Annotated in this window: 20 protein-coding genes and 4 pseudogenes; 12 read left to right on the forward strand and 12 right to left on the reverse strand. The window is 62.0% G+C overall.

Annotated features, from left to right (window positions below; all coding sequences use genetic code 11):
- Positions 1–54: 54 nt before the first annotated feature.
- On the reverse strand, positions 55–1,098 hold the full coding sequence (locus tag AB6809_RS09650) for a hypothetical protein (protein ID WP_371026487.1): 1,044 nt from the start codon (positions 1,096–1,098) through the stop codon (positions 55–57).
- Positions 1,095–2,444: an MFS transporter gene (locus AB6809_RS09655; protein WP_371026488.1), complete on the reverse strand. Its 1,350-nt coding sequence runs from the start codon at positions 2,442–2,444 to the stop codon at positions 1,095–1,097. Before AB6809_RS09655 ends, AB6809_RS09650 begins: the two co-directional genes overlap by 4 nt.
- Positions 2,445–2,556: 112 nt before the next feature.
- Between AB6809_RS09655 and AB6809_RS09660 the strand changes: the two genes are divergently transcribed.
- Together AB6809_RS09660 and AB6809_RS09665 are read left to right on the forward strand one after the other, a co-directional pair.
- Complete coding sequence (locus AB6809_RS09660) at positions 2,557–3,465, forward strand: LysR family transcriptional regulator (protein ID WP_371026489.1); 909 nt, start codon at positions 2,557–2,559, stop codon at positions 3,463–3,465.
- 170 nt (positions 3,466–3,635) lie between these two features.
- Positions 3,636–3,937: pseudogene (locus AB6809_RS09665) on the forward strand (AMP-dependent synthetase); the annotation flags it as partial.
- 93 nt (positions 3,938–4,030) lie between these two features.
- On the opposite strand, the gene AB6809_RS09670 reads toward AB6809_RS09665, so the two are convergent.
- Entirely contained in the window at positions 4,031–4,927 is an 897-nt protein-coding gene (locus tag AB6809_RS09670) for a LysR family transcriptional regulator (protein WP_371026490.1), read from the reverse strand.
- 285 nt (positions 4,928–5,212) lie between these two features.
- On the opposite strand from AB6809_RS09670, the gene AB6809_RS09675 reads away from it, so the two are divergent.
- From AB6809_RS09675 to AB6809_RS09705, 7 genes are all read left to right on the forward strand, one after another.
- Positions 5,213–7,093 carry a TRAP transporter large permease subunit gene (locus AB6809_RS09675; protein ID WP_371026492.1) on the forward strand — a complete coding sequence of 627 codons (1,881 nt, stop codon included), beginning with the start codon at positions 5,213–5,215 and terminating at the stop codon, positions 7,091–7,093.
- A 108-nt stretch (positions 7,094–7,201) separates the two neighbouring features.
- Positions 7,202–8,281 (forward strand): TRAP transporter substrate-binding protein, encoded by a 1,080-nt coding sequence (locus AB6809_RS09680; RefSeq protein WP_371026493.1) that lies wholly within the window; start codon positions 7,202–7,204, stop codon positions 8,279–8,281.
- A 32-nt stretch (positions 8,282–8,313) separates the two neighbouring features.
- Positions 8,314–9,030: an HpcH/HpaI aldolase/citrate lyase family protein gene (locus tag AB6809_RS09685; RefSeq protein WP_371026494.1), complete on the forward strand. Its 717-nt coding sequence runs from the start codon at positions 8,314–8,316 to the stop codon at positions 9,028–9,030.
- Between the two features lie 13 nt (positions 9,031–9,043).
- Positions 9,044–9,778 carry a dienelactone hydrolase family protein gene (locus AB6809_RS09690; RefSeq protein ID WP_371026495.1) on the forward strand — a complete coding sequence of 245 codons (735 nt, stop codon included), beginning with the start codon at positions 9,044–9,046 and terminating at the stop codon, positions 9,776–9,778.
- 27 nt (positions 9,779–9,805) lie between these two features.
- A complete protein-coding gene (locus AB6809_RS09695) occupies positions 9,806–10,792 on the forward strand; it encodes a D-2-hydroxyacid dehydrogenase family protein (RefSeq protein ID WP_006048710.1) in 987 nt (328 codons plus the stop codon).
- Between the two features lie 17 nt (positions 10,793–10,809).
- Positions 10,810–11,562 (forward strand): 2-keto-4-pentenoate hydratase, encoded by a 753-nt coding sequence (locus AB6809_RS09700; protein ID WP_371026496.1) that lies wholly within the window; start codon positions 10,810–10,812, stop codon positions 11,560–11,562.
- Between the two features lie 107 nt (positions 11,563–11,669).
- Positions 11,670–13,163, forward strand: coding sequence for an aldehyde dehydrogenase (locus tag AB6809_RS09705; protein ID WP_371026497.1), 1,494 nt, complete (start codon positions 11,670–11,672; stop codon positions 13,161–13,163).
- A 254-nt stretch (positions 13,164–13,417) separates the two neighbouring features.
- Here AB6809_RS09705 and AB6809_RS09710 read toward each other — a convergent pair.
- From AB6809_RS09710 to AB6809_RS09720, 3 genes and pseudogenes are all read right to left on the reverse strand, one after another.
- Positions 13,418–13,713, reverse strand: a pseudogene (locus tag AB6809_RS09710) (sugar-binding domain-containing protein); the annotation flags it as partial.
- 898 nt (positions 13,714–14,611) lie between these two features.
- Positions 14,612–14,794 (reverse strand): annotated as a pseudogene (locus tag AB6809_RS09715) (branched-chain amino acid ABC transporter substrate-binding protein); the annotation flags it as partial.
- Positions 14,795–14,936: 142 nt separating this feature from the next.
- On the reverse strand, positions 14,937–15,866 hold the full coding sequence (locus AB6809_RS09720; protein WP_006048705.1) for a LysR family transcriptional regulator: 930 nt from the start codon (positions 15,864–15,866) through the stop codon (positions 14,937–14,939).
- 125 nt (positions 15,867–15,991) lie between these two features.
- Here AB6809_RS09720 and AB6809_RS09725 point away from each other — a divergent pair, with 125 nt between their 5' ends.
- The 3 genes and pseudogenes from AB6809_RS09725 to AB6809_RS09735 all read left to right on the forward strand — a co-directional run.
- A complete protein-coding gene (locus AB6809_RS09725) occupies positions 15,992–16,765 on the forward strand; it encodes an SDR family NAD(P)-dependent oxidoreductase (RefSeq protein ID WP_029970863.1) in 774 nt (257 codons plus the stop codon).
- A gap of 13 nt (positions 16,766–16,778) precedes the next feature.
- Positions 16,779–17,762: an aldo/keto reductase gene (locus AB6809_RS09730; protein WP_371026499.1), complete on the forward strand. Its 984-nt coding sequence runs from the start codon at positions 16,779–16,781 to the stop codon at positions 17,760–17,762.
- A 184-nt stretch (positions 17,763–17,946) separates the two neighbouring features.
- Positions 17,947–18,054: pseudogene (locus AB6809_RS09735) on the forward strand (biotin/lipoyl-containing protein); the annotation flags it as partial.
- Positions 18,055–18,873: 819 nt separating this feature from the next.
- Here AB6809_RS09735 and AB6809_RS09740 read toward each other — a convergent pair.
- From AB6809_RS09740 to guaB, 6 genes are all read right to left on the reverse strand, one after another.
- The gene (locus AB6809_RS09740) at positions 18,874–19,092 is read right to left on the reverse strand and encodes a hypothetical protein (protein ID WP_371026500.1); all 219 of its coding nucleotides are present in this window, start codon (positions 19,090–19,092) and stop codon (positions 18,874–18,876) included.
- Positions 19,093–19,292: 200 nt separating this feature from the next.
- Complete coding sequence (locus AB6809_RS09745; RefSeq protein WP_006048701.1) at positions 19,293–19,430, reverse strand: tyrosine-type recombinase/integrase; 138 nt, start codon at positions 19,428–19,430, stop codon at positions 19,293–19,295.
- The gene (locus tag AB6809_RS09750) at positions 19,373–20,068 is read right to left on the reverse strand and encodes a tyrosine-type recombinase/integrase (protein WP_371026501.1); all 696 of its coding nucleotides are present in this window, start codon (positions 20,066–20,068) and stop codon (positions 19,373–19,375) included. Before AB6809_RS09750 ends, AB6809_RS09745 begins: the two co-directional genes overlap by 58 nt.
- Positions 20,069–20,289: 221 nt before the next feature.
- Positions 20,290–21,873 carry a glutamine-hydrolyzing GMP synthase gene (gene guaA / locus AB6809_RS09755; RefSeq protein ID WP_006048699.1) on the reverse strand — a complete coding sequence of 528 codons (1,584 nt, stop codon included), beginning with the start codon at positions 21,871–21,873 and terminating at the stop codon, positions 20,290–20,292.
- 257 nt (positions 21,874–22,130) lie between these two features.
- Entirely contained in the window at positions 22,131–22,928 is a 798-nt protein-coding gene (locus AB6809_RS09760; protein ID WP_371026502.1) for a hypothetical protein, read from the reverse strand.
- Positions 22,929–22,934: 6 nt separating this feature from the next.
- Positions 22,935–24,395: an IMP dehydrogenase gene (guaB, locus tag AB6809_RS09765; protein WP_006048697.1), complete on the reverse strand. Its 1,461-nt coding sequence runs from the start codon at positions 24,393–24,395 to the stop codon at positions 22,935–22,937.
- Positions 24,396–24,417: the final 22 nt, after the last annotated feature.

A 24,417-nucleotide genomic window follows, 5' to 3' on the forward strand; every position in this document is an offset into this window, starting at 1 on the left:
TCTCCTGAAACCATTGGCTGGTTATGTTGTTGCTATGCGTCGGCGCCGCTATCGCTATTCGAGCGCGCGGCCCTCATCCACGACGCAGGTGTCGATAAGCCCTGCAGTTGTGCCGAAGAGCGCCTGCACACCCGCCTGCGACACGAACATCGCGTCACCGCTGTGCGCCGCGCCCGCCACCTCGACCAGTTGATGACGCAGTTGCGGATGCCGTCTGCGCAGATACGCGAAATAGGCGCGGCCCCTTGCGAGTCGATGCGGGCCCTGCATCATGGCCTCGCATGAGCGGTCGAGAGCCTGATGAGCCGGATCGTTGTCGTGCGTGCCGAGCAGGTAAGTTACGTCGCGATCGACATAACGGTATTCGAGCTGTTGTACATCCAGTCCCTTTGCATAGCGCGGCAACCCTTCCGTGCCGTACTTCCATGCGTTGAACCCGGTGCAAGCCGCGCGCGCGTCCGCGTTCGATCCGTCTGTACAGTGCGGACGCCAAGCGTCGAAGTACACATACGACGACGGATTCGCAATGACATAACGCACGTTCACTCCCGCCGCCCTGCATCGCGCGGCGGCGTCGCTGAGTATCGCGTGACGATGCGCGACCTGCGCCCCGCCGGAATGCCCGGCAATGACGATCTCGCGCACGTTCGGGTAAGTGCCGTCACGCACGTAGTGTTCGATCAGCGCGTCGAGTACATCGAAAGAGCTCAGCGGCGCTGGCCCGATCGCATCGAGACCGCCCATCCACGAGGTCCATTCCCAGTGCAGACAGTTGGCCGGCAACGAATGATGCTGGACATCGGCCGTCGCCAGAAACTGGGGTACGGCGAGGATCACGCTGTCGGGCTCGACACTCGACGACGCCAGCGCGCACTGCGTGGATTGCAGATATGCGTCCGCATCGCGAAGTCTTCCGTGCAGCATTACGACCACTCGAGTCACCTCGGTGGGGCGCGCACTGCCGCCCTTGAAAAGCGGCACGGCCGCCTCACCGCGCGCGTTCGACACGATCAACCGTTCGCTGGCCACCACCTGCACGGGCACTTCGTTGCGTGACCGTGCATCGCTGTCCATTACAAGATTCATCGCGCCGCTCATTGACCGTCGGCCAGCCAGAGATCAGGCTTGCGAACGAGGCGCCGCCCCGAGGCCGTCAGTCCAACGAGCAGCAGCGAAATGACGCCTGCGCAGATCAGATACCATGCCGGGACCAACCGCGAGCCGGTAACGTCGATCAACGTCGAAACCGTGAGGGGCGCAAGACCGCCGAACAGCGTGACTGCCACGTTGTAAGAGAGCGCAACGCCTGTCGAGCGCGTCGAGGTCGGAAAAAGCTGCGTGAGCATGCCGGGGTGCGCACCTGACATGAGGCTCAGCACGACAGTCGCAATCATTTGCGCGGTGAACACACGTTCAGCGGACGGCCCGGCGAGTACCCATGCAAAGAGCGGATAGGCAACGCACACCCACGCTATCGTGACCGGGAAAAACAGACGATATGCGCCGAAACGGTCGGCAAGACGCCCCGCCAGCGGATAGCCGACAATCCCGATCAGGCCGGACATGGCCGTGCCGAACAACGCATTTTTCAGCGGCAAATGCAGCTGGTGCTCGACATACAGCGGCATGTACGAATGCCACAGGTAGTTCGTTGCGGCTCCAACGATGATGACACCCATCGCGCACAGCGCCGCATCGCCGCGCTCTCGAATGAACGTGCGAAGCGACTGACGCGGTGCGTGTCCGAGCCGCTCGCGCAGCTGAAGAAATTCCGGCGACTCACCTACTTTGTGCCGGATATAGAAGCCCACTGGACCGACGAGCGCGCCGAGCAGAAACGGCACGCGCCAGCCCCACGACACCAGCGATTCGTGCGAGAGCCGCGTGGTGAGGAGCAGCGAGCAGAGCGATGAGAGCAGGAGCGCGACGGCCTGCGATGTCATTTGAAAACTGCCGAAGAACATCTTGCGCCGAGGCGGCGCATATTCCGTGAGCATTGCGGCTGCGGTTGCGAACTCTCCACCCACCGACAACCCCTGCAGAATGCGCGCGACAATCACAATGAGCGGCGCAGCAATCCCGATAGTCGCGTAGCTGGGTGTGAGGCCCATCATCAGCGTACTCAGCGCCATCAGAAGAATCAGCAGCGACAGGGTCTTGCGGCGTCCGTAACGATCGGCGCACGCGCCGATAACAATGCCGCCGAGCGGCCGCACCAGGAAGCCGATTGCAAACGTGGCGAGCGTCAATGTGATCGACACAAAGCTGTTATTCGCAGGAAAGAACACCTCTGCAATGACCCTGGCGAAATACCCATAGATGAGAAAGTCGAACCACTCAAGGCCATTGCCGATGACTGAAGCAAGCACCGCACGGCGCATCTGTGAACGGCTCAGCGGCGGCGCGGCCGCAGCGGGCGTGACCGCTTGCATAACGGTTTGCATGTGTCTCCTTTTGTTTTCGGCTGCCTGCGAATAAAGAGTACGTGCGTAAGTCACCAATGTAAAATACATATGAGACGCGGTTGCCATATCCAGAACATATAGCAGGCTAGCCATGGAACTGAGACATTTGCGCTACTTCTTCGCGGTCGCCGAAGAAGGCCAGTTCACGCGCGCCGCCGCCCGGCTGCACATTCAGCAACCTCCGCTGTCGCAGCAGATCCAGGAACTCGAGCAGGAACTCGGCTTCGCGCTTTTCGTGCGGCAGCCGCGCGGCGTCGCGCTGACGGCGGCAGGTGAAACGTTCGCAGCACGCGCCCGTTCCGTGCTGCTCGAACTGGACAATGCGGTCATTCAGGCGCGCCGCGTTGCGCAAGGGCACATAGGCACCGTGCGCGTCGCGCTCACGAGTTCGGCTGCGTTCCACCCTCTGACACCCACCGCCATACGCAATTTCCGTGAGCTGTACCCAGAGGTCGCAATCGAAATGACGGAGGTCAACGCGGCGGACATCATCGAAATGATGGTAGACGACCGCACGGATGCTGCGATTCTGCGCAAACCGGTTCACACGCCCGCAGGTCTTCGGTTCGAACTGCTGGCTGAAGAACGGATGTTGCTGGTGCTGCCCGTAGGACATCGGCTCATAAGCAGCCGCGCAATAGCGCTTCAGAAGCTTGCCAACGAGTCATTCATTTTCGTGCGTCGGCCTGGCGCCCCCGGCATGTACGCGGATTTTATTAGCGCCTGTCAGTCAAAGGGTTTCGAGCCGCACGTGGTCGAGGAAGTGCCGCGCATGGTAACGGCCATCAACCTCGTCGCGGCGGGCGGCGGTATCTCGCTCGTTCCCGCGTCGATGCATCGCTACCATCAGGAAAGCGTGCGCTACTGTCGCGTGGCGGGCGATCGTGCTTTTCGCGCACCACTGCATCTCGTTACGCGTGATGACTCGCAAAGCGCGGTGGCTTCCCACTTTCGCAAGACGCTGCTCGCTTTTGTGCATCGGCATCCGAGCCGCGAGTGAGTGTTGGGCTGGCGAGGTTTGGGGGGGGGCGACCAGTGCTGCTGTTTCATGCGGCGTGTCCTGTCCTGTATAACAACGTACGCATGTCACTACGGGGCGTGGACTGTTTCGGGAACGTGTTGCCATCAGGTCCAAGTCCGTTGTCGCGGGCCACACGCGAATACACACCAAGCGCCGGTTATCGCATCGGTCCGGGACCGATCGAGGACTGGCTGCTCCGCCATCCGGCGGTGCCGGCCGCCGCCGTGGTGGGCGCGCCCGACGCCGGGCGCACGGAAATCGTTTGCGCCTTCGTGGTGCTCAAGGACGGCTTCGCGCCTGGCGATACACTCGTGCGCGAACGGCAGGCGCATGTCAGAACGGCGCTCGCGCACACGAATATCCGCGCAAAGTACTGTTTGTCGCCGCGCTGCCGCTGACGGCAACCGGCAAGGTCGTCCGCCGCGCGCTGCGCGATTCGCTCGCCGGCTGACGAGCGCGCGACACCGCCAGCGTCTCTTTTCCGGCTAATACTGTGCGATCGCCTGGGCCGCGCACGCCTGGCCGGAATGCATCGGCCGAGAGATCAGAAGAGCTCGTGATGCGCGATCAACTCACGAATCAGATCGACCAGCCTTTTGATTCCCGGCCCAAACTCACTCGCCTGGTAGCAGATCGAGACGCTATGCGCCGGGACCTCCGGCGCAACCACAAGCTGCCGCACCCGATGCGCGTCGACTTCCGACTGGATGATGCGCACCGGCACCAAGGCCACGCCCAGTCCTTTGACAACCGCCTGAACCGTCACCGGCAGGCTATTGCAAGTGCTCACTCGCTCCGGCGTCACGCGCGCGTCGGCGAACCATTTGAGAACCGTCTCATGCAGCCTTGCCGTCGGCGGGCTGATGAGCAGATGCAGGGAAGCGAGGTCCGATGGCGACAGCACCTCGCGCGTGACTGGGAAACCTGCATGCGCAAACCACCCGAAACGGTTCTTGCCGATCACCTCCTGTTTCACATGTCCGGGCACATGTGCCTCCGACACGATCGCCACGTCCAACTGCTCTGCCGCAAGCATCTGGCCAACCGCGCCGGTATCGCCGACGAAGATGGACGTCCGCACCGCCGGATAATGACGCTCGATGCGCTCGATCAGATCGGTCGCCGACACCAGCGCGAAGCTTTCATTCATTCCGAGCCGCAGCAAGCCTCGCAGCGGATCGCGCGTGCGAAAGCGCTCGACGAGTTCACTCGCGCTGCCCAGCGTTCTATCGGCCAATTCGATCAGCGCGTGCCCCTCGGCGGTCAGCCGGATCCTCGGTCCCTGTCGCACGAACAACTGCACGTTTAGCGCCGATTCGAGTTCCTTCACGCGCGCTGAAATGCTGGGCTGCGCAAGGTGCAGGTCCTCCGCAGCCGCATTAAAACTGCCGAGACGCACCACCCGCTCAAACGCGCGCAATTGATCCAGCGTTACGTTCATTCCAGTACCCCGCGCTCGGCGTCGATAGAAAATTTGGATCGCTAGACCGCAAAACAATCAGTTTTTCCTTGCGAAGGATAGCGCTTAACATCGCCTTCACGAAACTGGGAAAACCCGGCACCGCAGCTCACCGACGCCAAGCGTCTCACGTGCGCCGCGCAGACTGAGTAAAAAAATACGGAGACGACGCATGGACATCATCAACGCATCGGACCCTGCGTGCGCGGTCCGCAATCTTGCGCTGCGAGGCGGCGCCCGCCGCGCGATGTGGTGCGGAGGTGCACGATGCAGCCGGTGAACTCGACCGCGCACGGCCCACTTTCGGGCCCCGCCCGTGCTGATCTGCCTGCGTGGATCCGCTCCACGGATCGCATCGTCATCACAGTGCTGAATCTGATGCTGATAGCGCAGGTGTTCCTGATCTTCATCGCGACGCTCTCGCGCTCGGTGTTTCATTCGTCGGCGCTCATGGGCGTCGACGAGCTATCACCGCTCTTTCTCGTGACCGCCGCGTTTCTCGGCGGCGCTGTTGCCTACAGCCGCGGCCAGTTCCTGTCGATCCGCCTTCTCGTGGACCGTCTGCCGAGGCGCTGGCAGGACACCTGCGATGGCGCATCGGAATGGATCGTGATCATCGTCTCCCTGCTGATCGGCGGCTTCTCGATTCCCCTCCTGATCTCGAACGCGGACGAATCGACCGTGCTGCTCGGAATTCCCTACGCGTGGAGCACTCTGCCGATCACCTTCGGATCGGCACTCTTCGTGATCCATGCGGCGCTTGCGAATTTGAAGCGGCCGACCTTCGCAAAGCTAGCCTCGTTCGCACTGGTGTGGCTGCCGGTGCTCCTTTTCATGTTGTGCAAGACGTGGCTCGGTCTTCATGCGCCCGTGCTGTACTTGCTGCTGACCGCGCTCTTTCTCGGCTTGATCGTGATCGGGGTGCCGGTGGGATTCGTGCTCGCGGTGATCGGCGTCGTCTGCGTGCAGGCAATTGGCTCGGCCGATATGATGTCCGCCGTCGCCAACGCTCAGCGCGGCTCGGGCGGCTTCATCTATCTCGCGCTGCCGTTCTTCATCCTGGCGGGATTCGTCATGGACCGCGCGGATGTGGGACTGCGCATCGTCGATTTCGTCGGCAGCCTGATCGGACACAAGAAGGGCGGCCTCTTCCAGGTGATGATCATCGGCGTGTACATCTCGTCGTGCATATCGGGCTCGAAAGCCGCCGACATGGCGATGGTCGGCCTGCCGATGAACCGCAAGCTGCAACACCACGGCTACGCCGCCGAAGAACGCGCGGCGCTGCTTGCCTCGTCGGCAGCGATGTCGGAGTCTGTGCCGCCTTCTATTGCGTTGATTCTGATGGGCTCGGCCACGTCGATCTCGACCGGCGCGCTGTTCGTCGCCGGTCTGATACCAGCCGCGACGCTCGCGATCTGCCTGATGATTCTGGTGCGCGTGCGTGCGACGTTCGCCGGCTGGATGCCGACCCCGCGCGCGAGCCGCGCCGAAGTGCGCGCCTCGGCGAGGCGCGCCGCGCTGCCGCTGCTGATGCCCGTGATCCTGATCGGCGGCATCGCGGGCGGGCTCGGCACGCCGACCGAGGTGTCGACTTTCGCGGTGCTGTACGCGCTCGCGCTCGGCCTTCTGAACCGCAAGATCGGCGCGCGCAGCTTCTGGCAAACACTGACACAGGCGACGCTGCTCAACGGCATGATCTTTTTCACCGTGAGCGCGGCCACCATTTTCTCGTGGGCGCTCACCCTCGAAGGCGTGACTACCGCGATTGCCAATATGGTCGCGAGCTTCGGCGCGGCGACCTTTCTGCCCGCCGTGGTGGTCATCACGGTATTGCTCGGCTCGCTGCTCGAAAGCTTCGTGACCATCATCATCATCGCGCCGCTGTTGCTGCCGGTGGCTATCCAGTTGGGCATCAATCCACTGCATTACGGCATCGTGATGGCGGAGGCGTTCGGCATCGGCGTGATCCTGCCGCCAATCGGCATCGCGCTATATGTCGCGTGCGCGATTTGCGGTGCACAGGTGGAACGCGCAATCCGGCCGATGCTCTGGTATCTGCTGGTGCTCTTCGCCGGCCTCGTGATCGTTGTGTATGTGCCGGGACTCACCGAATTTCTGCCGCATGCGCTGGGCTTCAAGACGTAAACCTTCATGAACCTGACACTCAATCCCACGAAAACCGGATATGGGTCACTCGCATAACAGCGCGCCGCCAAACGGAGCGGCCCCACCAGCCTGGAGGAGACACAACAGATGAAACCGATCAACATCGTCACACATGGGGCAGCGGATAGTTCGGAGCCGGCTGGCGCCGCGCTGGACGAACATGGCCGCGCCCGCCGCGCGGTGATGCATGCGGCGGCCGGCACGGCGCTCGTCGCCGCCTTCGGGCCGCTCGCGAGTTTGCATGCGCACGCGCAGGGCGCGCCGAAGCGTCTGCGCGTTGCGCATACGGCACCGACCGAGCACGGTTGGCACGTATGGTCCGTCGCGTTCAAGGAGTCGCTTGAAAAGCGCAGCAAGGGTGCCATGCTCGTGCAGATCTATCCGAATGCGCAGATGGGCACGGAGCGCGACATTGGCCAGGCGGTGCGTAATGGCGCGCTGGAAGTCGGCGTGATCGGCGTGGGGCTCACGAACTGGGTGCCGGAAGTGTCGATCACCGATGCGCCCTATCTGTGGAAAAGCCGCGATCAGGCGTACCGCGCGTTCGCCGGCGCATTCGGCGACGATCTGCGAGCCAGGTGCCGCGAAAAGGGCTTCGGGCTTATCGGCTGGACGGATCTGGGTTTTCGCTGCATCACTAACAGCAAGCGGCAGATCCAGTCGGTAAACGACATGCAGGGGTTGAAGATGCGCGTACCGATCTCCAAGGCCTACATCGCGATGGTGCAGGCGATGGGCGCAACCACTGCGGCAGTCGATCTGAGCGAACTGTACCTCGCGTTGCGCCAAGGCGTTGCCGACGGCCAGGAGACGCCGCCCACAGTGGTCAAGTCGAACAAGTACTACGAAGTACAGAAGTACGTCGCGAAAAGCGATCACGTGCTAACCACCGGCTATTCAGTGACCAGCACGAAGTATTTCGATGGGCTTACCGCCACCGAAAAGCAGACTTTCATGGCCGCCGCGAACGATGCCGACAACGTGCTGCGCACCCACACGCAGAAGGAAGAGGTCGACGCATACCAGTTCCTCGGCAAGCATGGCATGCAGGTGAACCTCAGCGTGGACGTCGAATCGTTTCGCAAGGTCTGCCTGCCGCTCGTCGACAAGATGCCCGACCAGTTTCCACCACACCTTGTAAAAATCGCGCGCGCGACGCCTGTCTGAGTGCTCATTTCCTAACAACGGATTCCTGAAAAATGAACCATGTAAAGCACGCGGCGGCAACCGGACAGCCAATTCGAGGCATCCATCTGACCTTTGCTGCGCCCGCCGTCATCGAAGTCGCGAGCGCGGCCGACCTGCAGTTCATCTACATCGATGGCGAGCACGGCGCGTTTGACTGGCGCGATGTCGAGGCAGCCTGCATTGCCGCCGAACGTCACGGTATGACGCCGATCGCGCGGGTACCCGACATTTCCGTCGCGACCATCACGCGATTTCTCGATCGCGGCGTGCGCGGCATCGTTGCACCGCACATCGAGACGGTCGAGCAAGCGCAGCGCGTGATCAGCGCAACCTATTTCGCGCCGCTGGGCGCGCGTTCTTTTGGCGCGGGGCGGCCCGAATACGGCCAGCGAATCGCGAATCGCACCGCGTATATGCAGCAGTGCAACGAAAGCGCATCGGTGTGTCTGATGATCGAAAGCGCGCAGGGCATCGAGATTGCGGGCGAGCTCGCGGCGCTCGAGGGCGTGGACTATTTGAGCTTCGGGCTGCTCGATCTCGCGCAGGATCTCGGCTATCCAGGGCAGTCGGATCACGCGCAGGTAAAGGCGGCCGTCGCCGACGCGGACCGGCGCATCGCGGCGGTCGGCAAGCGCACGCGAGAGAGCTTCATGAAATATGCATGGATCAACGAGGTGCTGATGGCCGGTATGCACGAGTTGCTCGGCCAGAAAGCGCCGGCGCGATAGCCAGGGAGTGGAGATGATCGAGAAAGAAGTCGCAATTCCGACGAAGTACGGGACGCAGCCTGCGTTCGCCGTCTGTCCCTCCGAGCCGGGCATGTATGCACCGGTGATCCTGTTCATGGATGCGCCGGGCATTCGCGAGGAGCTGCGCAACATGGCGCGGCGCATTGCGTGTGCCGGCTATTACTGTCTGCTGCCGGATCTGTACTACCGACTCGGCACGCTGCGCTTCGACGTACCGCGCCGCAACGAGGCGATGTCGGTACTGATACGCGGCGCGATGGCAAGCCTGTCGAACGCCGATGTGCTCGACGACACGTACGGCCTGCTGGGTTTTCTGGATGCGCAGGAGCAAGCGGCGCCCGGCCCTGTCGGCGCAATCGGCCATTGCATGAGCGGGCCGTTCGTCGTCAATGCCGCCGCGCGTCTGCCCCGCATAGCGGCGGTCGCGGCGCTTTATGGGGTGAACATGGTGACCGACAAACCCGATTCGCCGCATCTTCTCGCGGAGAACATTCAGGGCGAGGTTTACGCCGCGTTCGCCGAGATCGATCCGGCCGTACCCGCTAATGTCGTGCCCACGTTTCGCGATGCAATGGAAAAAGCCAATGTCGCGGCGCGCGTCGACGTGGTGCCGGGCACGCATCACGGCTTCTGCTTTGCCGCGCGCAACGACTACCACCCGCACGCCGCCGAAGCCGTCTGGGAGGACATCATGGCGATGTTCATGCGCCGGCTTCATGGCCAATGAGTGCATTGCTCTGTCAGGAATCATCCAATGAACGCCGTAGATACCGATAACACCCGCTGCCGCGTCGCGATTCTCGACGACTGGCAGGATGCCGCGCGTAGCTGCGCGGACTGGACCCGACTCGAAGCGCGCGCGTCGCTGGCATTTTTTGGCGAACCCTTCGCAAGCGAAGATGAAGCGGCCGACCGGCTCGCGCCGTTCGACGTGATTCTCGCGATGCGCGAGCGCACCGCATTTCCTGCCTCGCTGATCGAACGGCTGCCGAAGCTGCGCATGTTCAACCTGTCCGGCATGCGCGCGGCGCTCGTCGACATGGCGTTCATGCAATCGCGCGCCATCACCGTGTGCCTGACCGAAGGCGGCCCAGGCGTCGAATCGACCGCCGACCTCACGCTCGCGCTGATGCTGTCGGCTGTGCGGGATTTGCAGGCGGCTTCCGGTGCGGTGCGCGAGGGCAGATTTCAGCGCGGCACGCGGCCCGGCGTCGCGCTCGCGGGCAAGACACTCGGACTCGTCGGCTTGGGAAAGATCGGCGCGCGCGTGGCGGGCTACGGCCGCGCGCTTGGCATGCGTGTCATTGCGTGGAGCCCGAACCTGACGGCCGCGCGCGCTGCCGATGCGGGCGTCGAATACGCCGCCAAGGAGACACTCTTCTCTACCGCCGATGTCGTCAGCGTTCACCTCGTGCTCTCAGCGCGTACCGCCGGCGTGGTCGGCCGCAATGATATTGCGCGGATGAAGGACGGCGCGACGCTCGTCAATACGTCACGCGCGCGGCTCGTAGACGAAGCAGCACTGATCGATGCGGTGCGCGAGGGCCACATTGTCGCCGCGCTCGACGTATTCGATCAGGAACCGCTGCCGCGCACGCACCCGCTCGTCGCCGCGCGTCACGCGGTGCTCACGCCGCATCTAGGGTACAGCACGCGCGACGTGTACGAAGTGTTCTATCGGCAGCAAGTGGAAAACACGCTCGCCTTTCTCGACGGCAAGCCGATCCGCACACTCGCGTAACGCATGGAGCCTGGACGATGAAACCCGAAACCATCGCGCATGCGGCGCGGCAGCTCGCCGAGGCGCGCGTCACTCGCTTGCCGCTTGCGGAACTCGATGCGCATGCGGCGCCGCAAAGCGCCGCTGACGTCCACGCGATTCAGGACGCGACCGTCTCGCTGCTCGGCGAACAGGTTGCCGGCTGGAAGGTGACGACTTCGCCTGCGGGCGAATTCGTGCGCGGCGCGATTCTGGGTTCGCGCGTGCTCGCGAGCCCTGCGTCGATCGACGGCGCGCTCGTGCCAATGCGCGCGGTGGAACTGGAGATCGCCTTCCGCTTCGAGCGCGCGTTGCCGCCGCGCGCGCTCGACTACACCTACGACGAGGTCGCCGATGCGGTGAACGCGTTCGTCGCGTTCGAGATCGTCGATTCGCGCTTCACTAGTTATGCGGACGCCCCGTGGCTGCATCGCGCGGCCGACTGCGTGTCGAACGGCGCGTTCGTCGCCGGGGATGCGCGCGCGGACTGGCGCACATTCGATCTGGCGACGCTCGAAGCGCGCTTATCCGTCGGCGATGCCGTGAGGGTTGAGCGCACCGGCGGCCATGCGAGCGGCGACCCGCTCCTGCCGGCCATCGCGCTCGTCAATGCCTTCCGTCGCGATGCGGGTGTGCCGGCCGGGCGGTTCGTAACGACCGGCACGTACACCGGTCTTCAGCGCATTGACAGCGGCGCGAGCGTCACCGGATCGTTCACAGGTTTTGGAACGGTGTCTTTGACGTTCCTCTGAGCGCGCGCCACCTCTGCGCCTATGCGCCATTCTTTCTCCTTGCGCGCGCTGGTCTGCTGGCGGCGCGCGCGTGTACCGCTGTTCTCTTATCCAATGCGGGGACTCAAATGAACGCTGCAAGCTCTTTTCCGCTGCTACCCGAAGTTGCCGAATTTCTCTCGGGCGCGCCGATTGCCTCTGTCATCGGCGGGCGCGATGCGCTCGCACGCGACGGCACCAGTTTCGATACGTTCGATCCAGGCAGTGCGCGCCACCTCGCACAGGTCAGCGCGCTCGGCGGCGCGGATATCGACGACGCGGTGAGCGCCGCCGCGGCCGCGTTTCCCACGTGGTCCGCGCTCGCTGCGAGCGAGCGCGCTGTTCATCTGCATCGGCTCGCGGATGCGCTGGAAGCGCGCAAGCCAATCCTCGCGCAGATAGAGGCGCTCGACGCCGGCAAACTGGTGCGGGCCGCCGAGCAGGACGTGCAGGTGTGCATCGACACACTGCGCTATTTCACGGACATGGCACTGCACGCCACGCGCCGTACGACGCTAGCAGTCTCCGGGTACGACGCATGGACCACGCGCGAGCCGTGGGGCCCGTGCGGCTTCATCTTCCCGTGGAACTTCCCGATCCTGCTGATCGGCTGGGGCGTGCCGCCCGCGCTAGCGGCGGGCAATACCGTCGTCATCAAGCCCGCCGAGGACACGCCCCTGTCGGCGATTTACCTTGCCCGACTCGCACGCGAAATCGGCTTCCCTGACGGCGTCATCAACGTGGTCACGGGACACGGCCAGACGGCAGGCGCCGCGCTCGCCGCACATTCGCGCCTGAAGCGCTTTTCGTTCACTGGGTCGCCGGAGGTCGGACGGCTCGTCGGCGCCGCATGCGGCGCAAACCTCACCCCGTGCAAGCTCGAGCTCGGCGGCAAAGGCGCGGCCGTGGTGTTCGACGACGTCGACATCGACGCAACTGCTGAGAAGCTCGCTATCGCGATTACCACTCACGCGGGCCAGGTGTGTTGCGATGCGACGCGCTGGCTCGTGCACGAACGCATCCACGACCGCTTTGCCGATGCTTGTGCGAAACGCCTCGCCGACGTGCGTGTCGGATATCAGCTGGATGAGGCGTCGCAGATGGGACCCGTCGTCAATGCGCGGCAGCGCGCCCGGGTGCTCGGTTATCTCGCGCGCGGTCAGGCAGAGGGCGCGCGGGCGCTGCTCGCAGGCGGACCGGCTGACGTGCCGGGTTTCGACGGTTTCTATGTGAAGCCGGCGCTGCTCGCGGGCGACCCCGCGAACGTCGCATCCCGGGAGGAAATCTTCGGACCGGTGGCGTTTCTCACAACGTTTCGCGATGAGGCGCATGCGGTCGAACTCGCTAACGCCACGGACTACGGCCTTGCCAACAGTGTATGGAGCGCAGACCTGCAACGCGCGACGCGGGTTGCGGAAGCGATGGTGGCCGGCAATAGCTGGATTAACGCGCACAACGTGTTTCCGCACGGGGTGCCCTACGGCGGAATCAATAGTAGCGGCATGGGCGGCGGCGTGAACAGTCCGGAAACGCTGTTCGACTACTGGCGCAGCCAGTCGATGGTGCGACCGCGCGCGATCTGAAATCGCAGCGCCAAGCGGCGGCTTGCGATACGGGGGTAGCCCGTTGAGCGCGCCGCGTGCAATTGCACCTTCGGGTGGGGGGATGTGGACCGGCAGCATGAAAACCAGGACGCGCCATCGCGGCCGGTTTGCCGCCTGTCTGCAGCCCGTTTGCAGCCCGTTTGCAGCGGATCGCCTCGCCGGCCGGACAGCGTGCCCGCTTTCCCGTCTACCGATCTGGCGCGGCGGGCGCGTGCACCGGTACACGTAGGTGCTTACGTCGCGCTTGCCGCTTCGGATCCTGCGCCATGCCGAGGCATGGTCGCCGCATCCAGACTCAGCACTGACTGGGCGATCGCCTCGGTCGTCGCGAGCGTGTTAATGGCGCCGGTGCGCAGTGCGCCAAGCACCGCAGTAGTCTCGGTATCTCGCTGGCAACAGCAATAACATAGGGAATGCGCACGAGATCTTCGAACGAGAGCCCGATCACACGGTGCGCAAACGGAGTGCGCGCGGGCTGTCCGGCGAGATCGATGAAGTCGTAGCCCATCATGTCGCCCACTGCGCCGAGCTGACGCACAGCAACGATTCCTGCGCTTTGTCCGAACCATCATCGAGAAGCCCATTCGGGTGCGCAAGCTCAGGATAGTAGAGTCGCGTTGCTTGCATGTTGAAAGACATAGTCCCAGCTGATTATCCAGCGAGCGAATCCTCAAACATGAAATTGCGAGCTCACTGACGGAGCTCTTGGAGCACCCTTTTCGTGCCGGTCTCACCGGTTACGGTCTGTAGCCAATGTCTGAACGTTCGAGAGACGCCGAATAGAAACCGCGGCTCATCGCCGTCTGCCGGCCGACGCGGTTGGCGGCATTCGGACCCACCTGCAGCCGTTCAGCTTCGAGCAGTTTCGATGGCCGCTTCCAGGTACGGCGGCGGCTACTGGTATTGCGCTCTCGGCGCACAGACGTCAAGTTTCAGCGATCACAATCTTGTTGCTTTTGGGCAACCGTGCGGGACCGTCTAGAGAAAGCGCTTCGTTACGCCGACAATAACGAAGCACCGAGATCAGACGCTTCTTTTCAATAATATCGAAGGACCAGTGAAAAATAGCAATCGTCGCGTTGGCGCTGTGGCCGGTCGTTAACCGGAAACGGTTTGGCAACACATAAACGCTGACGGTCCCCAGAAGTTGCTGACACAACCAAAAGAAGGATCAAAGAGTGAAGTGGATCATTGTTGGAGGCTTGTGCTTACTGATTTGCGGATGCCAAGGCATCTCAACAGGGGCAATTCGAGAACGATCGGCACGTGTCGATGCGTCAACATCCCGAACGCTCACTGAAGTTGCAACCTGCCTCACCAGCGCACCCAACCTGGAAGAGCTTCGTGGGGGTGGAAGTATGAAGATACTGTCATTCCCCGATTCAAAGGTCATGGAATTTGCCATCGGTGCCATCCAGATGGGAACCTTCAAGAGCTTCTATCTTGTCACGCTGCGCGACATAGGCAAAGGGCGCATAAACCTGTAATGGCTGATGGAAACGCACCTCGTACTTCCGCGCAAACGCCGCACCGCCAGGCATCTTTTCCAGAGCCATGCCGGCTTCCGGGCAAACGAGGTTATCAGCTGCGGCGCCCGCCAGCCTGGGGAGGAACGAGCCGGCTGCTCACTAACGGCATCGGAGCGCTCGTCCGTCGCATGCGAACGCGTGCGACGGGCAGCATGACGAACATCCACGTCAAATGAATCTTTGTCGCAAAGGCAACGGCAGCAATTGGCGGCGCAGGTCCGGCTCACTCACGCGACCTTGAAATCTTCGCGAGTGACTGCTGTTTCCGGATGATATTGATCAAGCTAAGCAACGCCGGGTGGTTGTATCGACGACCACTGTAGTACATATGGAGTGGATCCTCTGCGCACGCATGGTCTTCGAGAACAACTCTCAGGGTACGCCGCGCCAGCTCATCGGCGATTCGAGCCTCGAGTAGATACGCTATACCCATTCCTGCCTTGCACGCGCTAATCGTGGTCGCGGTATCGTTGATCGTGATCGACCCCGGCACTCGGATCGGGGTTTTTTTACCTGCAACGCTGACTTCCCAACGATAGCTCGAATTGTCACCGAGCAAAAGCTGAAGGCAGTTGTGATCAGCCAGTTCGCTGACGTGACGAGGAGTGCCGTGTTTCTTCAGGTAGGCGGGCGACGCGGCCATCACCCATTGCTGTGGGCCGGTAAGCGGCACCGCGATCATGTCTTCGGGAACATGATGACCGTAGCGAATCCCGGCGTCGTATCCTTCTGCAACGATGTCGATCGGCCGGTTGTCGACCACGACCGTAAGCTGCACATCGGGGCACAGGCGTGCGAATTCCGGCAATGCCGGTGCGACCAGCAAGTGGGCGGCATCCGCGAAAACATTCAGGCGTAAAGAGCCGAGTCGCGCGGTACCCGGCGCTTCAAAACTCTCGAGAGCGGAGCCGATCTGATTGAAGCCGTCTTCCAGCCGGGAAGCGAGATCGAGCCCCGCCTCCGTGGGCGAAACCGCCCTGCTCGTCCGGTTAAGCAGCTTTGCGCCCAGGCGGTCTTCCAGCCTCCGCATCGCGTGACTGACTGCTGACGGCGTCTGCCCGAGTTCGATTGCAGTCAGCCGGAAACTCCGGCACCTGACTATCGCAAGAAACAGCCTTAAGTCCGCAAAATCGATCCGGTCGTTCTTTGCCATGATGAATGCCGTTCATCGTTCCAGTGAATCCGTTTCATTCTACGGTATGTAATCATTTTCTTCGTCGAGGACTTTGGGCGCTGCGGCGTATGCCCCGCTCGTGTATATCCATTCGGAGGAATTCCATGCATGGACTTGAGCAACTACAGATCGGCGATCTGAAAGATACGAGAATTCTCGTCACGGGCGGGTCGACTGGAATAGGAGCGGCTGTTGTTCGCGCATTCGCCGCACAGGGCGCGCACGTGGTCGCGCATTTCAACGAGAGCGAAGCGGCTGCGCAAGCGCTGCGTGCGGAATCGCCGGAGCGCATTCATCTTGTCCACGGTGACGTCAGCGAGCCGGGCGAAGCATCACGGGTCGTGAAGGAAGCGGCGCAACTGCTAGGCGGACTCGATGGGCTCATCAATAACGCCGGCGCCATGTTGGGACGGTTGACATCTATAAGCGCCTCGGCCAGCCACTTTGAACGCGTCGTCAATCTGAACGCAAGATCGGTTTGGGAAGCGACCTCGGCTGCCCATCCGTTTCTCAAGGAGTCCGGTGGGTACGTCATCAATACGTCGTCCGTTGCCGCGCGTACGGGCGGCGGCGCAGGAGCGGTGCTTTACGCGGCCTCAAAAAGCTTTGTCAGCAGTTTGACCCGTGGCCACGCAAAGGAATTCGTACACGACGGAATCCGGGTCAACGCAGTAGCACCCGGACTCATACAGACGCCGTTCCACGACAAATACACGCCGCCGGAAATCTGGGCGTCGCAGACTGCCACGGTGCCGATGGGCAGAGAAGGCCTGCCGGAGGAGTGCGTCGGCGCGTTCCTATTCCTCGCGTCTCCCGCCATGTCGGGATACATCACGGGGCAGATTATCGAGGTCAACGGCGGACAACTCATGCCATGAACGGAGAATCAAGATGAAACAACGGAAATTCGGACACGCAGAAAAGAGCGTCTCTGAAATCGGGTTTGGAGCGTGGGCCATTGGAGGTTCATGGGGCGACGTCGCCGAGAGTGATGCAAAGGCGGCTCTGCATGCAGCGCTCGATAACGGTACAACCTTCATTGACACCGCCGACGTTTACGGCGACGGCCGCTCGGAGCGGATCATCGCGGACGTGCTCAAGGAACGCTCGGGGCCGCGACCCTTCGTGGCGACCAAGGCCGGGCGGAGACTCGACCCTCACGTCGCACAAGGCTACACCGCAGCGAATCTGAATGCTTTTGTCGACCGGTCCTTGAAGAACCTGGAGATGGAGCGGCTCGATCTCGTACAGCTTCATTGTCCACCGACCGAGGTCTATTACCGGCCGGAGGTTTTCGATGCGATGGACCGCATGATCGCAGCGGGAAAGATCAGCAGCTACGGTGTGTCGGTCGAGAAAGTCGAAGAAGGTCTGAAAGCGATCGAATATCCGGGCGTGAAGTCGGTACAGATCATCTACAACATTTTCAGGCAAAGGCCTGCCCGCTTCATTCAGGAAGCTCGCGACCGAGGAATCGCCGTCATTATCCGGGTACCTCTTGCGTCGGGCCTGCTCACCGGAAAAATGACGCGCGAGACGACGTTTGCGGCCAATGACCATCGCCTTTTCAATCGTAACGGCGAGGCCTTCGACAAGGGCGAGACCTTTGCCGGCGTTCCTTATGACGTCGCGCTGGACGCCGTCGAGGAGATCCGCTCACTCGTACCGCAAAATGCCACGATGGCGCAGTTCGCGCTTCGCTGGATCCTCATGAACGATGGGGTGACGACTGTCATCCCAGGAGCGAAGAACGCGGCGCAAGCCAAAGCAAACTCTGAGGCGAGCGAACTGCCGCCCCTCACAGATTCGGCCATGGAGGTCCTTCGCGCGCTATATCTGCAAAAGATCGCACCGTTTGTCCATCATCAGTGGTAAAGCCTCGCTAACAACTGTTGGACATTGCTTTCCGGTTACCCGGAAGCACCGGCAACCAGCCTGGATTCTTGTGCCAGTGGCTTTGACGCTTCAATCAGCTTGGCCCGATCAAGCCAGTCATCAGATGATCGGTCCGTGACCACTATCCGGAGCGCGCACATGCGAGCAACCCGGGGACAAACCTTTCGTTGACGTCGGCCAAGAAGTCAAAACTGGTCAGGCGCTTGACGTCATCGAGGCGATGAAGATGCTTGGAGAGTTGGAATGCGATGTTGAGGGAAGCCGGATATAAGACCGCAGCCGATACCTCGTTACCGCATCACATCAAGATCGACTTGGCAAACCGGGCGGTGTCCATATAAGGCTGTGTGGACCGTTAAGGCGGCTAACGCTCGGCGTTCGACTCAAGCCGCGCACAGGCAAAATGGCAAGCGCCACTATGAACCTTGAGCCCAGGATGTGCTGGCGCATCACCCGACTGACGGTCGCTCGAACGACGGTTCCTGTGGCGTCCATTGGCCTCCCGGGCGCCGGGTCGCTTTCAGCGATACTCATGCGCCGACCGAATATTGCTAGAGCCGATTGAGTGGTCGCTCTAGGTAGTTTACTGGCGCTCGAATGTCCGATCGAAGCTTGATGTACCGTTTTCAGCCGCCTCGGGAAAAACTCAGCCTCAAACGAAAAAAGCTATATGGACATGCGTCCATAAGGCCCTGATTGCCTTGGTGGGAGAAAGAGAATCTTAACCTCCTACCAGCTGCAGCTCGTGCAAGGTACGGATCGCCGCAACCATACGAGCCTGACCGGCGGCTTCGCGGCACAGGAACAATTTCAACAAACGAACAGCATCCTCTGAAATCCAGTCGTTTTGCGTATACATGTACGTATAACAGACGACACACTACTGAATTTTCTGTTTGAAAACAGTTGTTTCCACACTACACTCGAGTCCTCTCCTGGCACCAAGCAATGTTTGGAAGGATAAATAGGAGTCCGACTCATCAAGAAAAATTTTTCTACGTACTACCAAATTCTGTTTCTTGCCGTCCAGCGTCAAACATGGCGATTCAAGTGCAAACGGGTACATTCTTGAGCACACAGAAGTTCGAGCTCAAGCGATGTACTCACGAGTCTTGGCTGGCTGCGCCAGCGCTAGGACGCTCGCCTTTGGATTCGTAGCAATCCAGCCGTCGAGCATATCTGCCCACGCCTGGAGCATCGCCCTCCTCTGCTCTGCATACTCTGCCTTGTTGTAGACCGCGCGCACGCCACGCTGTTCATGAGCGAGGCATTTCTCGATCCAGTCGGTGTTGAACTCTGCTTCGTGCAAGACGTGCTGGCCGTCCGACGCAGATCATGTACCGTGAAAGGATCGGAATCTGTCCCGTCGTCGCGTATCAGCTTGACGGTGCTGTCAATGACGCGGTTCAGAGTCGCCATACTTATTGGGGAGGCCGTCTCATAGCGGCCGGGATGCACGTATGAACTCGCTCCGAAGCACGTCTTGAATGCGACCAGAATGTCCAGAGCCTATTGGCTCAGATAGACAATGTGGGGGCGACCGGCCTTCATCCGTTCCTTCGGAATTGTCCAGACTGCGGCGTCGAAATCTATCTCACCCCACATCGCCAGAATGAACTCGGACTTGCGCACCAGCGTGAGCAGCATGAACCTGATAGCAAGGCGCAGCGTAGGCATCGTCGGCGTCTGTCCAATGCACTGAAAAACACATGGATTTCAGCAGGCGACAGTGTCCGATCGCGCGGCTTGAAGCTGGCGATCGCAGACGGGCGGATGGCCTCCGCAGGATTGTCCACCTTTAGTCCCCGTGCCTGCACGAAACGGTAAACCTGCAGAACGATGTCACGCGCCTGCGCGGCAGGGGCAGCAGCGCCCCTCTCCTTGATCTTCGCGCAGCGCGCCATCAGTCGTGCGGGCGTGATCTCTTCCAACTTCAGCCGGCCAAATTCCGAAGCGAGATTCCGCTCGTATACCGATTTGCGCATCGCCCGTGTGGAGTCGGCAAGAGCAGTCTCCACAAAGTATTTCTCCGCCCACTTACCAAACGTCAGCGCCTCGATAGTCATTCCGAATCCGAGTTCGTCTGGCCTGCGTGGCCTCCGTGCGGAAAGTGATGGATCGTAGCGGCCTATAACCAGGGTTTCCCGGCGACCGTTCACCCGGTAGTCGTACCGGAAGCTCACCGTGCCTGAAGGCGTCACTGCCGCATATAGCCAGCGCTGATCGGCAATCTTAAAGATCTTCTGAGCCGGCTTCAGCGCTCGTAACTGCATGTCTGTGAGCATAGGGACTCCTCGAACGTATACCGTCAACCAATACCGTCAGGCTGATTCGACGGTATCGGACAAGGCCGTCCGAGGAAGAAATGTCGGTACCGTCACCTATACCGACATTTCTATCTGGCATTGCCCGGATCACAGTAGACCACACCGGACAATAACCCCATGTTTTAAAAGGAAAAACATGGAAAATCGGACCTCTCCGAACGACTTGGGAGCAGTCTAAATCACTCCCACTCAATCGTCGCCGGCGGCTTCCCCGAAATGTCGTACACCACCCGGTTAATCCCGCGCACTTCATTAATAATGCGGTTCGACACATGCCCCAGCAACTCGTGCGGCAGATGCGCCCAATGCGCGGTCATGAAGTCGAGCGTCTGCACCGCGCGCAGCGCGACCACATACTCGTAAGTCCGGCCGTCGCCCATCACGCCGACGCTCTTCACCGGCAGAAACACCGCGAACGCCTGGCTCGTCAAATCGTACCAGGACTTGCCGGTTTCCTTGTCGATGAACGTGCGCAGCGTCTCGATGAAAATCGCGTCCGCGCGACGCAGCAGGTCCGCAAACTCGCGCTTCACTTCGCCGAGAATCCGCACGCCAAGACCGGGACCGGGGAACGGATGGCGATACACCATCGCCGGCGGCAAACCGAGCTTCACGCCGAGTTCGCGCACTTCGTCCTTGAACAGTTCGCGCAGCGGCTCGAGCAGCTTCAGGTTCAGCGTCTCCGGCAGGCCGCCCACGTTGTGGTGGCTCTTGATGGTCTGCGTCGCCTTCTTGCCCTTGCCCGCCGATTCGATCACGTCCGGATAGATCGTGCCTTGCGCGAGCCACTTTGCGTCGGTCAGCTTGCCGGCTTCCGTCTGGAACACTTCGACGAATTCCGCGCCGATGATCTTGCGCTTCGCTTCCGGATCGGTCACGCCTTCCAGCTTGCGCAGGAACACATCGCTCGCGTCGACGTGAATCACCTTCACGCCCAGGTGATCCGCGAACGTGGCCATGACCTGTTCGGCTTCGTTCAGGCGCAACAGCCCATGATCGACAAACACGCACGTCAGTTGATCGCCAATCGCGCGATGCAGCAGCGCCGCCGCGACCGACGAATCCACGCCGCCCGACAGACCCAGAATCACGTGCTCGTTACCGACCTGCTCGCGAATTTTCGCGACCGCCTCGTCGATGTAATGCCCCATTTCCCAATCGGGACGCGCGCCGCAAATCTGCAGCACGAAGCGCTCGAGCATCGCGCGGCCTTGCACGGTGTGCGTGACTTCCGGGTGCCATTGCAGACCATAGAAATGACGCTGCTCATCGGCCATCGCGGCGATCGGGCACGATTCCGTCGATGCCATCAGCGCGAACCCCGGCGGCATTTCCAGCACCTTGTCGCCGTGGCTCATCCACACCTTCAGCATGCCGTGGCCTTCGGGCGTCGTGAAGTCGCTGATGCCTTCGAGCAGGCTCGTGTGATTGCGCGCGCGCACTTCGGCATAACCGAACTCACGCAGATGGCCGATGTCGACCCGGCCGCCCAGTTGCTCGGCCATGGCCTGCATGCCGTAGCAGATGCCGAGCACGGGCACGCCGAGTTCGAACACCACTTGCGGGACGCGCGGCGTGTCGGTTTCAGTGACCGAGCTCGGTCCGCCCGACAGGATCACGCCCTTCGGCGCAAAGTCGCGGATGAACGAAGCATCGACGTCATACGGATGGATTTCCGAATACACGTTGGCTTCGCGAACACGACGTGCAATCAGTTGGGTGACTTGCGAACCGAAGTCGAGGATCAGGATCTTGTCATGCATGGCAGCGGACGATGTCAAAAGTGAGCGGATACGGAATGCCGCGCGTACGGCGCGGCGTTGAATTCAAAGCGGTCCACGAGGGAACAAACGGCCGGGGCTTGCGACGGTGAAGCGCAACGGCGGGAAAGCGGAACGCAATGCTGATGCCCGCGTGACGTTCGCTCGTTGCGCCCGAAGCCACAACATGGGTCACCAGGCTGCGGTGCGGCGCGCGTGCGGATTCCGGTTGCTTCGGCAAACGAGTCGCGCGCGGCCCGTCAACCATGGAACGGAGGCCGTGGGGCATTCGCGGCGTCGTCAGCGGCATTGCGGGCATCGTCGCGTGCGGCAGCAGCTTCAGCGCGTGCCGCTCGCTCCGATGGGCTCAGCACTTCGCCCGTCGTGGCATGCAAATGGGCGGAGGTCGTCGGGTTGACCGGCGACGCTTCAGACGCCGCGGGCACCACAGGCGCCACGCCAGGCCTTGCAACCGGATCAACGCCACGACCGATAACAGGCTCAACCACCGGCTCCGCGTGATACACCGGAAACCCCGCCGTAGCCGGCACAACCGGTTCACGGCGATTCGCCTCGAGGTTCGCCGCGTTTTTCGCGGCGTCTTTAGCGGCCTGCTTTTCGGCGCGCTCAGCGGCAACGGCCTCAGCGACGCGCAGCTTCTCGCGCCGCCGCACCGCGCCCGACAAACGCACGCCGCCAAGACCGAGCACCAGCAGCACGACACCGGTCAGCACCGCGACGATCTCCCCGAACGCGCTCAGCGACGGCGTATGCAGCCCGAGCAGCCACACCAGCATGAGCACGCCGGTCAGCCAGTTCACATGGCCGACCACGCGTGCCACCGACGAAGTCAGCGCCCCGTCGATCGACGCATGCAACGCCAGCCAGGCGAGCCCGATGAGCGCCAGGCCAAACGCCTGGCCGGCCAGAGCCGGCTGCGTCTGCACCAACAGCAGCGCGTTGTACAACGACGTCCAGGGCGTCAGCAGGAACAGCAAGCCGAACGCGAGCAGCAACAGCGCATCGACAATCAGTACAGCGCGCAGCAATGGCTTCATTGGCGTTTAGTCCACGTGGTAGTTGGGCGCTTCCTTGGTGATCTGAACATCGTGCACGTGCGACTCGCGCAAACCCGCGCCCGTGATCTGCACGAACTCGGCCTTCTCGTTCATCTCGGCAATCGTGCGGCAGCCGCAGTAGCCCATGCTCGCGCGCACGCCGCCGATCAACTGGAACAGGATCGCGTTCACGGAACCCTTATAAGCGACGCGGCCTTCGATGCCTTCCGGCACCAGCTTGTCGATATTCGCCGAGTTGTCCTGGAAGTAGCGGTCCGCGGCGCCATCCTTCATCGCGCCGACCGAGCCCATGCCGCGGTACGACTTGTACTGGCGGCCTTGATAGAGGAACACGTCGCCCGGCGCTTCTTCCGTGCCGGCGAACATGCTGCCCATCATCACGGCGTTCGCGCCCGCTGCCAGCGCCTTGCTGACGTCGCCCGAGAAACGCACGCCGCCGTCTGCGATGACCGGCACACCCGTGCCCTTGAGCGCTTCCGACACGTTCGCGATTGCCGTGACCTGCGGCACGCCGACACCGGCGACGATTCGCGTCGTGCAGATCGAGCCCGGGCCGATGCCGACCTTCACGCCGTCCGCGCCGTATTCGACGAGCGCCTTGGCCGCCGCTGCCGTGGCGATGTTGCCGCCGATCACTTCGACGTGCGGGAAGTTCTGCTTGACCCAGCGCACGCGCTCGAGCACGCCCTTGCTGTGGCCATGCGCGGTGTCGACGACGATCACGTCCACGCCCGCCTGCACCAGCAGTTCGACACGCTCTTCGTTGTCCGCGCCGACGCCGACGGCCGCGCCCGCGCGCAGCTTGCCGTGCTCGTCCTTACAGGCGTCCGGGTGTTCGGTCTGCTTGGTGATGTCTTTCACCGTCATCAGGCCGCGCAGCTCGAATGCGTCGTTGATGACCAGCACGCGCTCGAGGCGGTGGCTGTGCATCAGCGCCTTCGCCTCGGCGAGCGACGTGCCTTCCTTGACGGTCACGAGGCGCTCGCGCGGCGTCATGATGCTGCGCACCGGCTCGTCCAGACGCTCCTCGAAACGCAGGTCGCGGTTAGTCACGATTCCGATCAGCTGCGAGCCTTCCACCACCGGAAAGCCCGAAATGCCATGCTGCTGCGACAGCGCGATGACGTCGCGCACCTTCATTTGCGGCGGTACCGTGATCGGATCGCGCACCACGCCTGACTCGAACCGCTTGACCTTGGCCACTTCACGCGCCTGCTCGGCAGCCGTGAGATTCTTGTGGATGATGCCGACGCCGCCCATTTGCGCCATCGCAATAGCGAGACGGGCTTCGGTGACGGTGTCCATGGCGGCGGACACGAGCGGCATATTCAGGGAGATGTTGCGGGTCAGCCGGGTCTTGAGGCTGGTGTCGCGCGGCAGAACATCGGAGAAGGCCGGGACGAGGAGCACGTCATCGAACGTGAGTGCTGTTTGGATCAGACGCATGGCAAATCCTATAGGCGCAAAA

Origin of the sequence: Paraburkholderia sp. RCC_158 (genome assembly GCF_041355255.1) — a bacterium.
GTDB classification, from domain to species: Bacteria; Pseudomonadota; Gammaproteobacteria; order Burkholderiales; family Burkholderiaceae; genus Paraburkholderia; species Paraburkholderia graminis.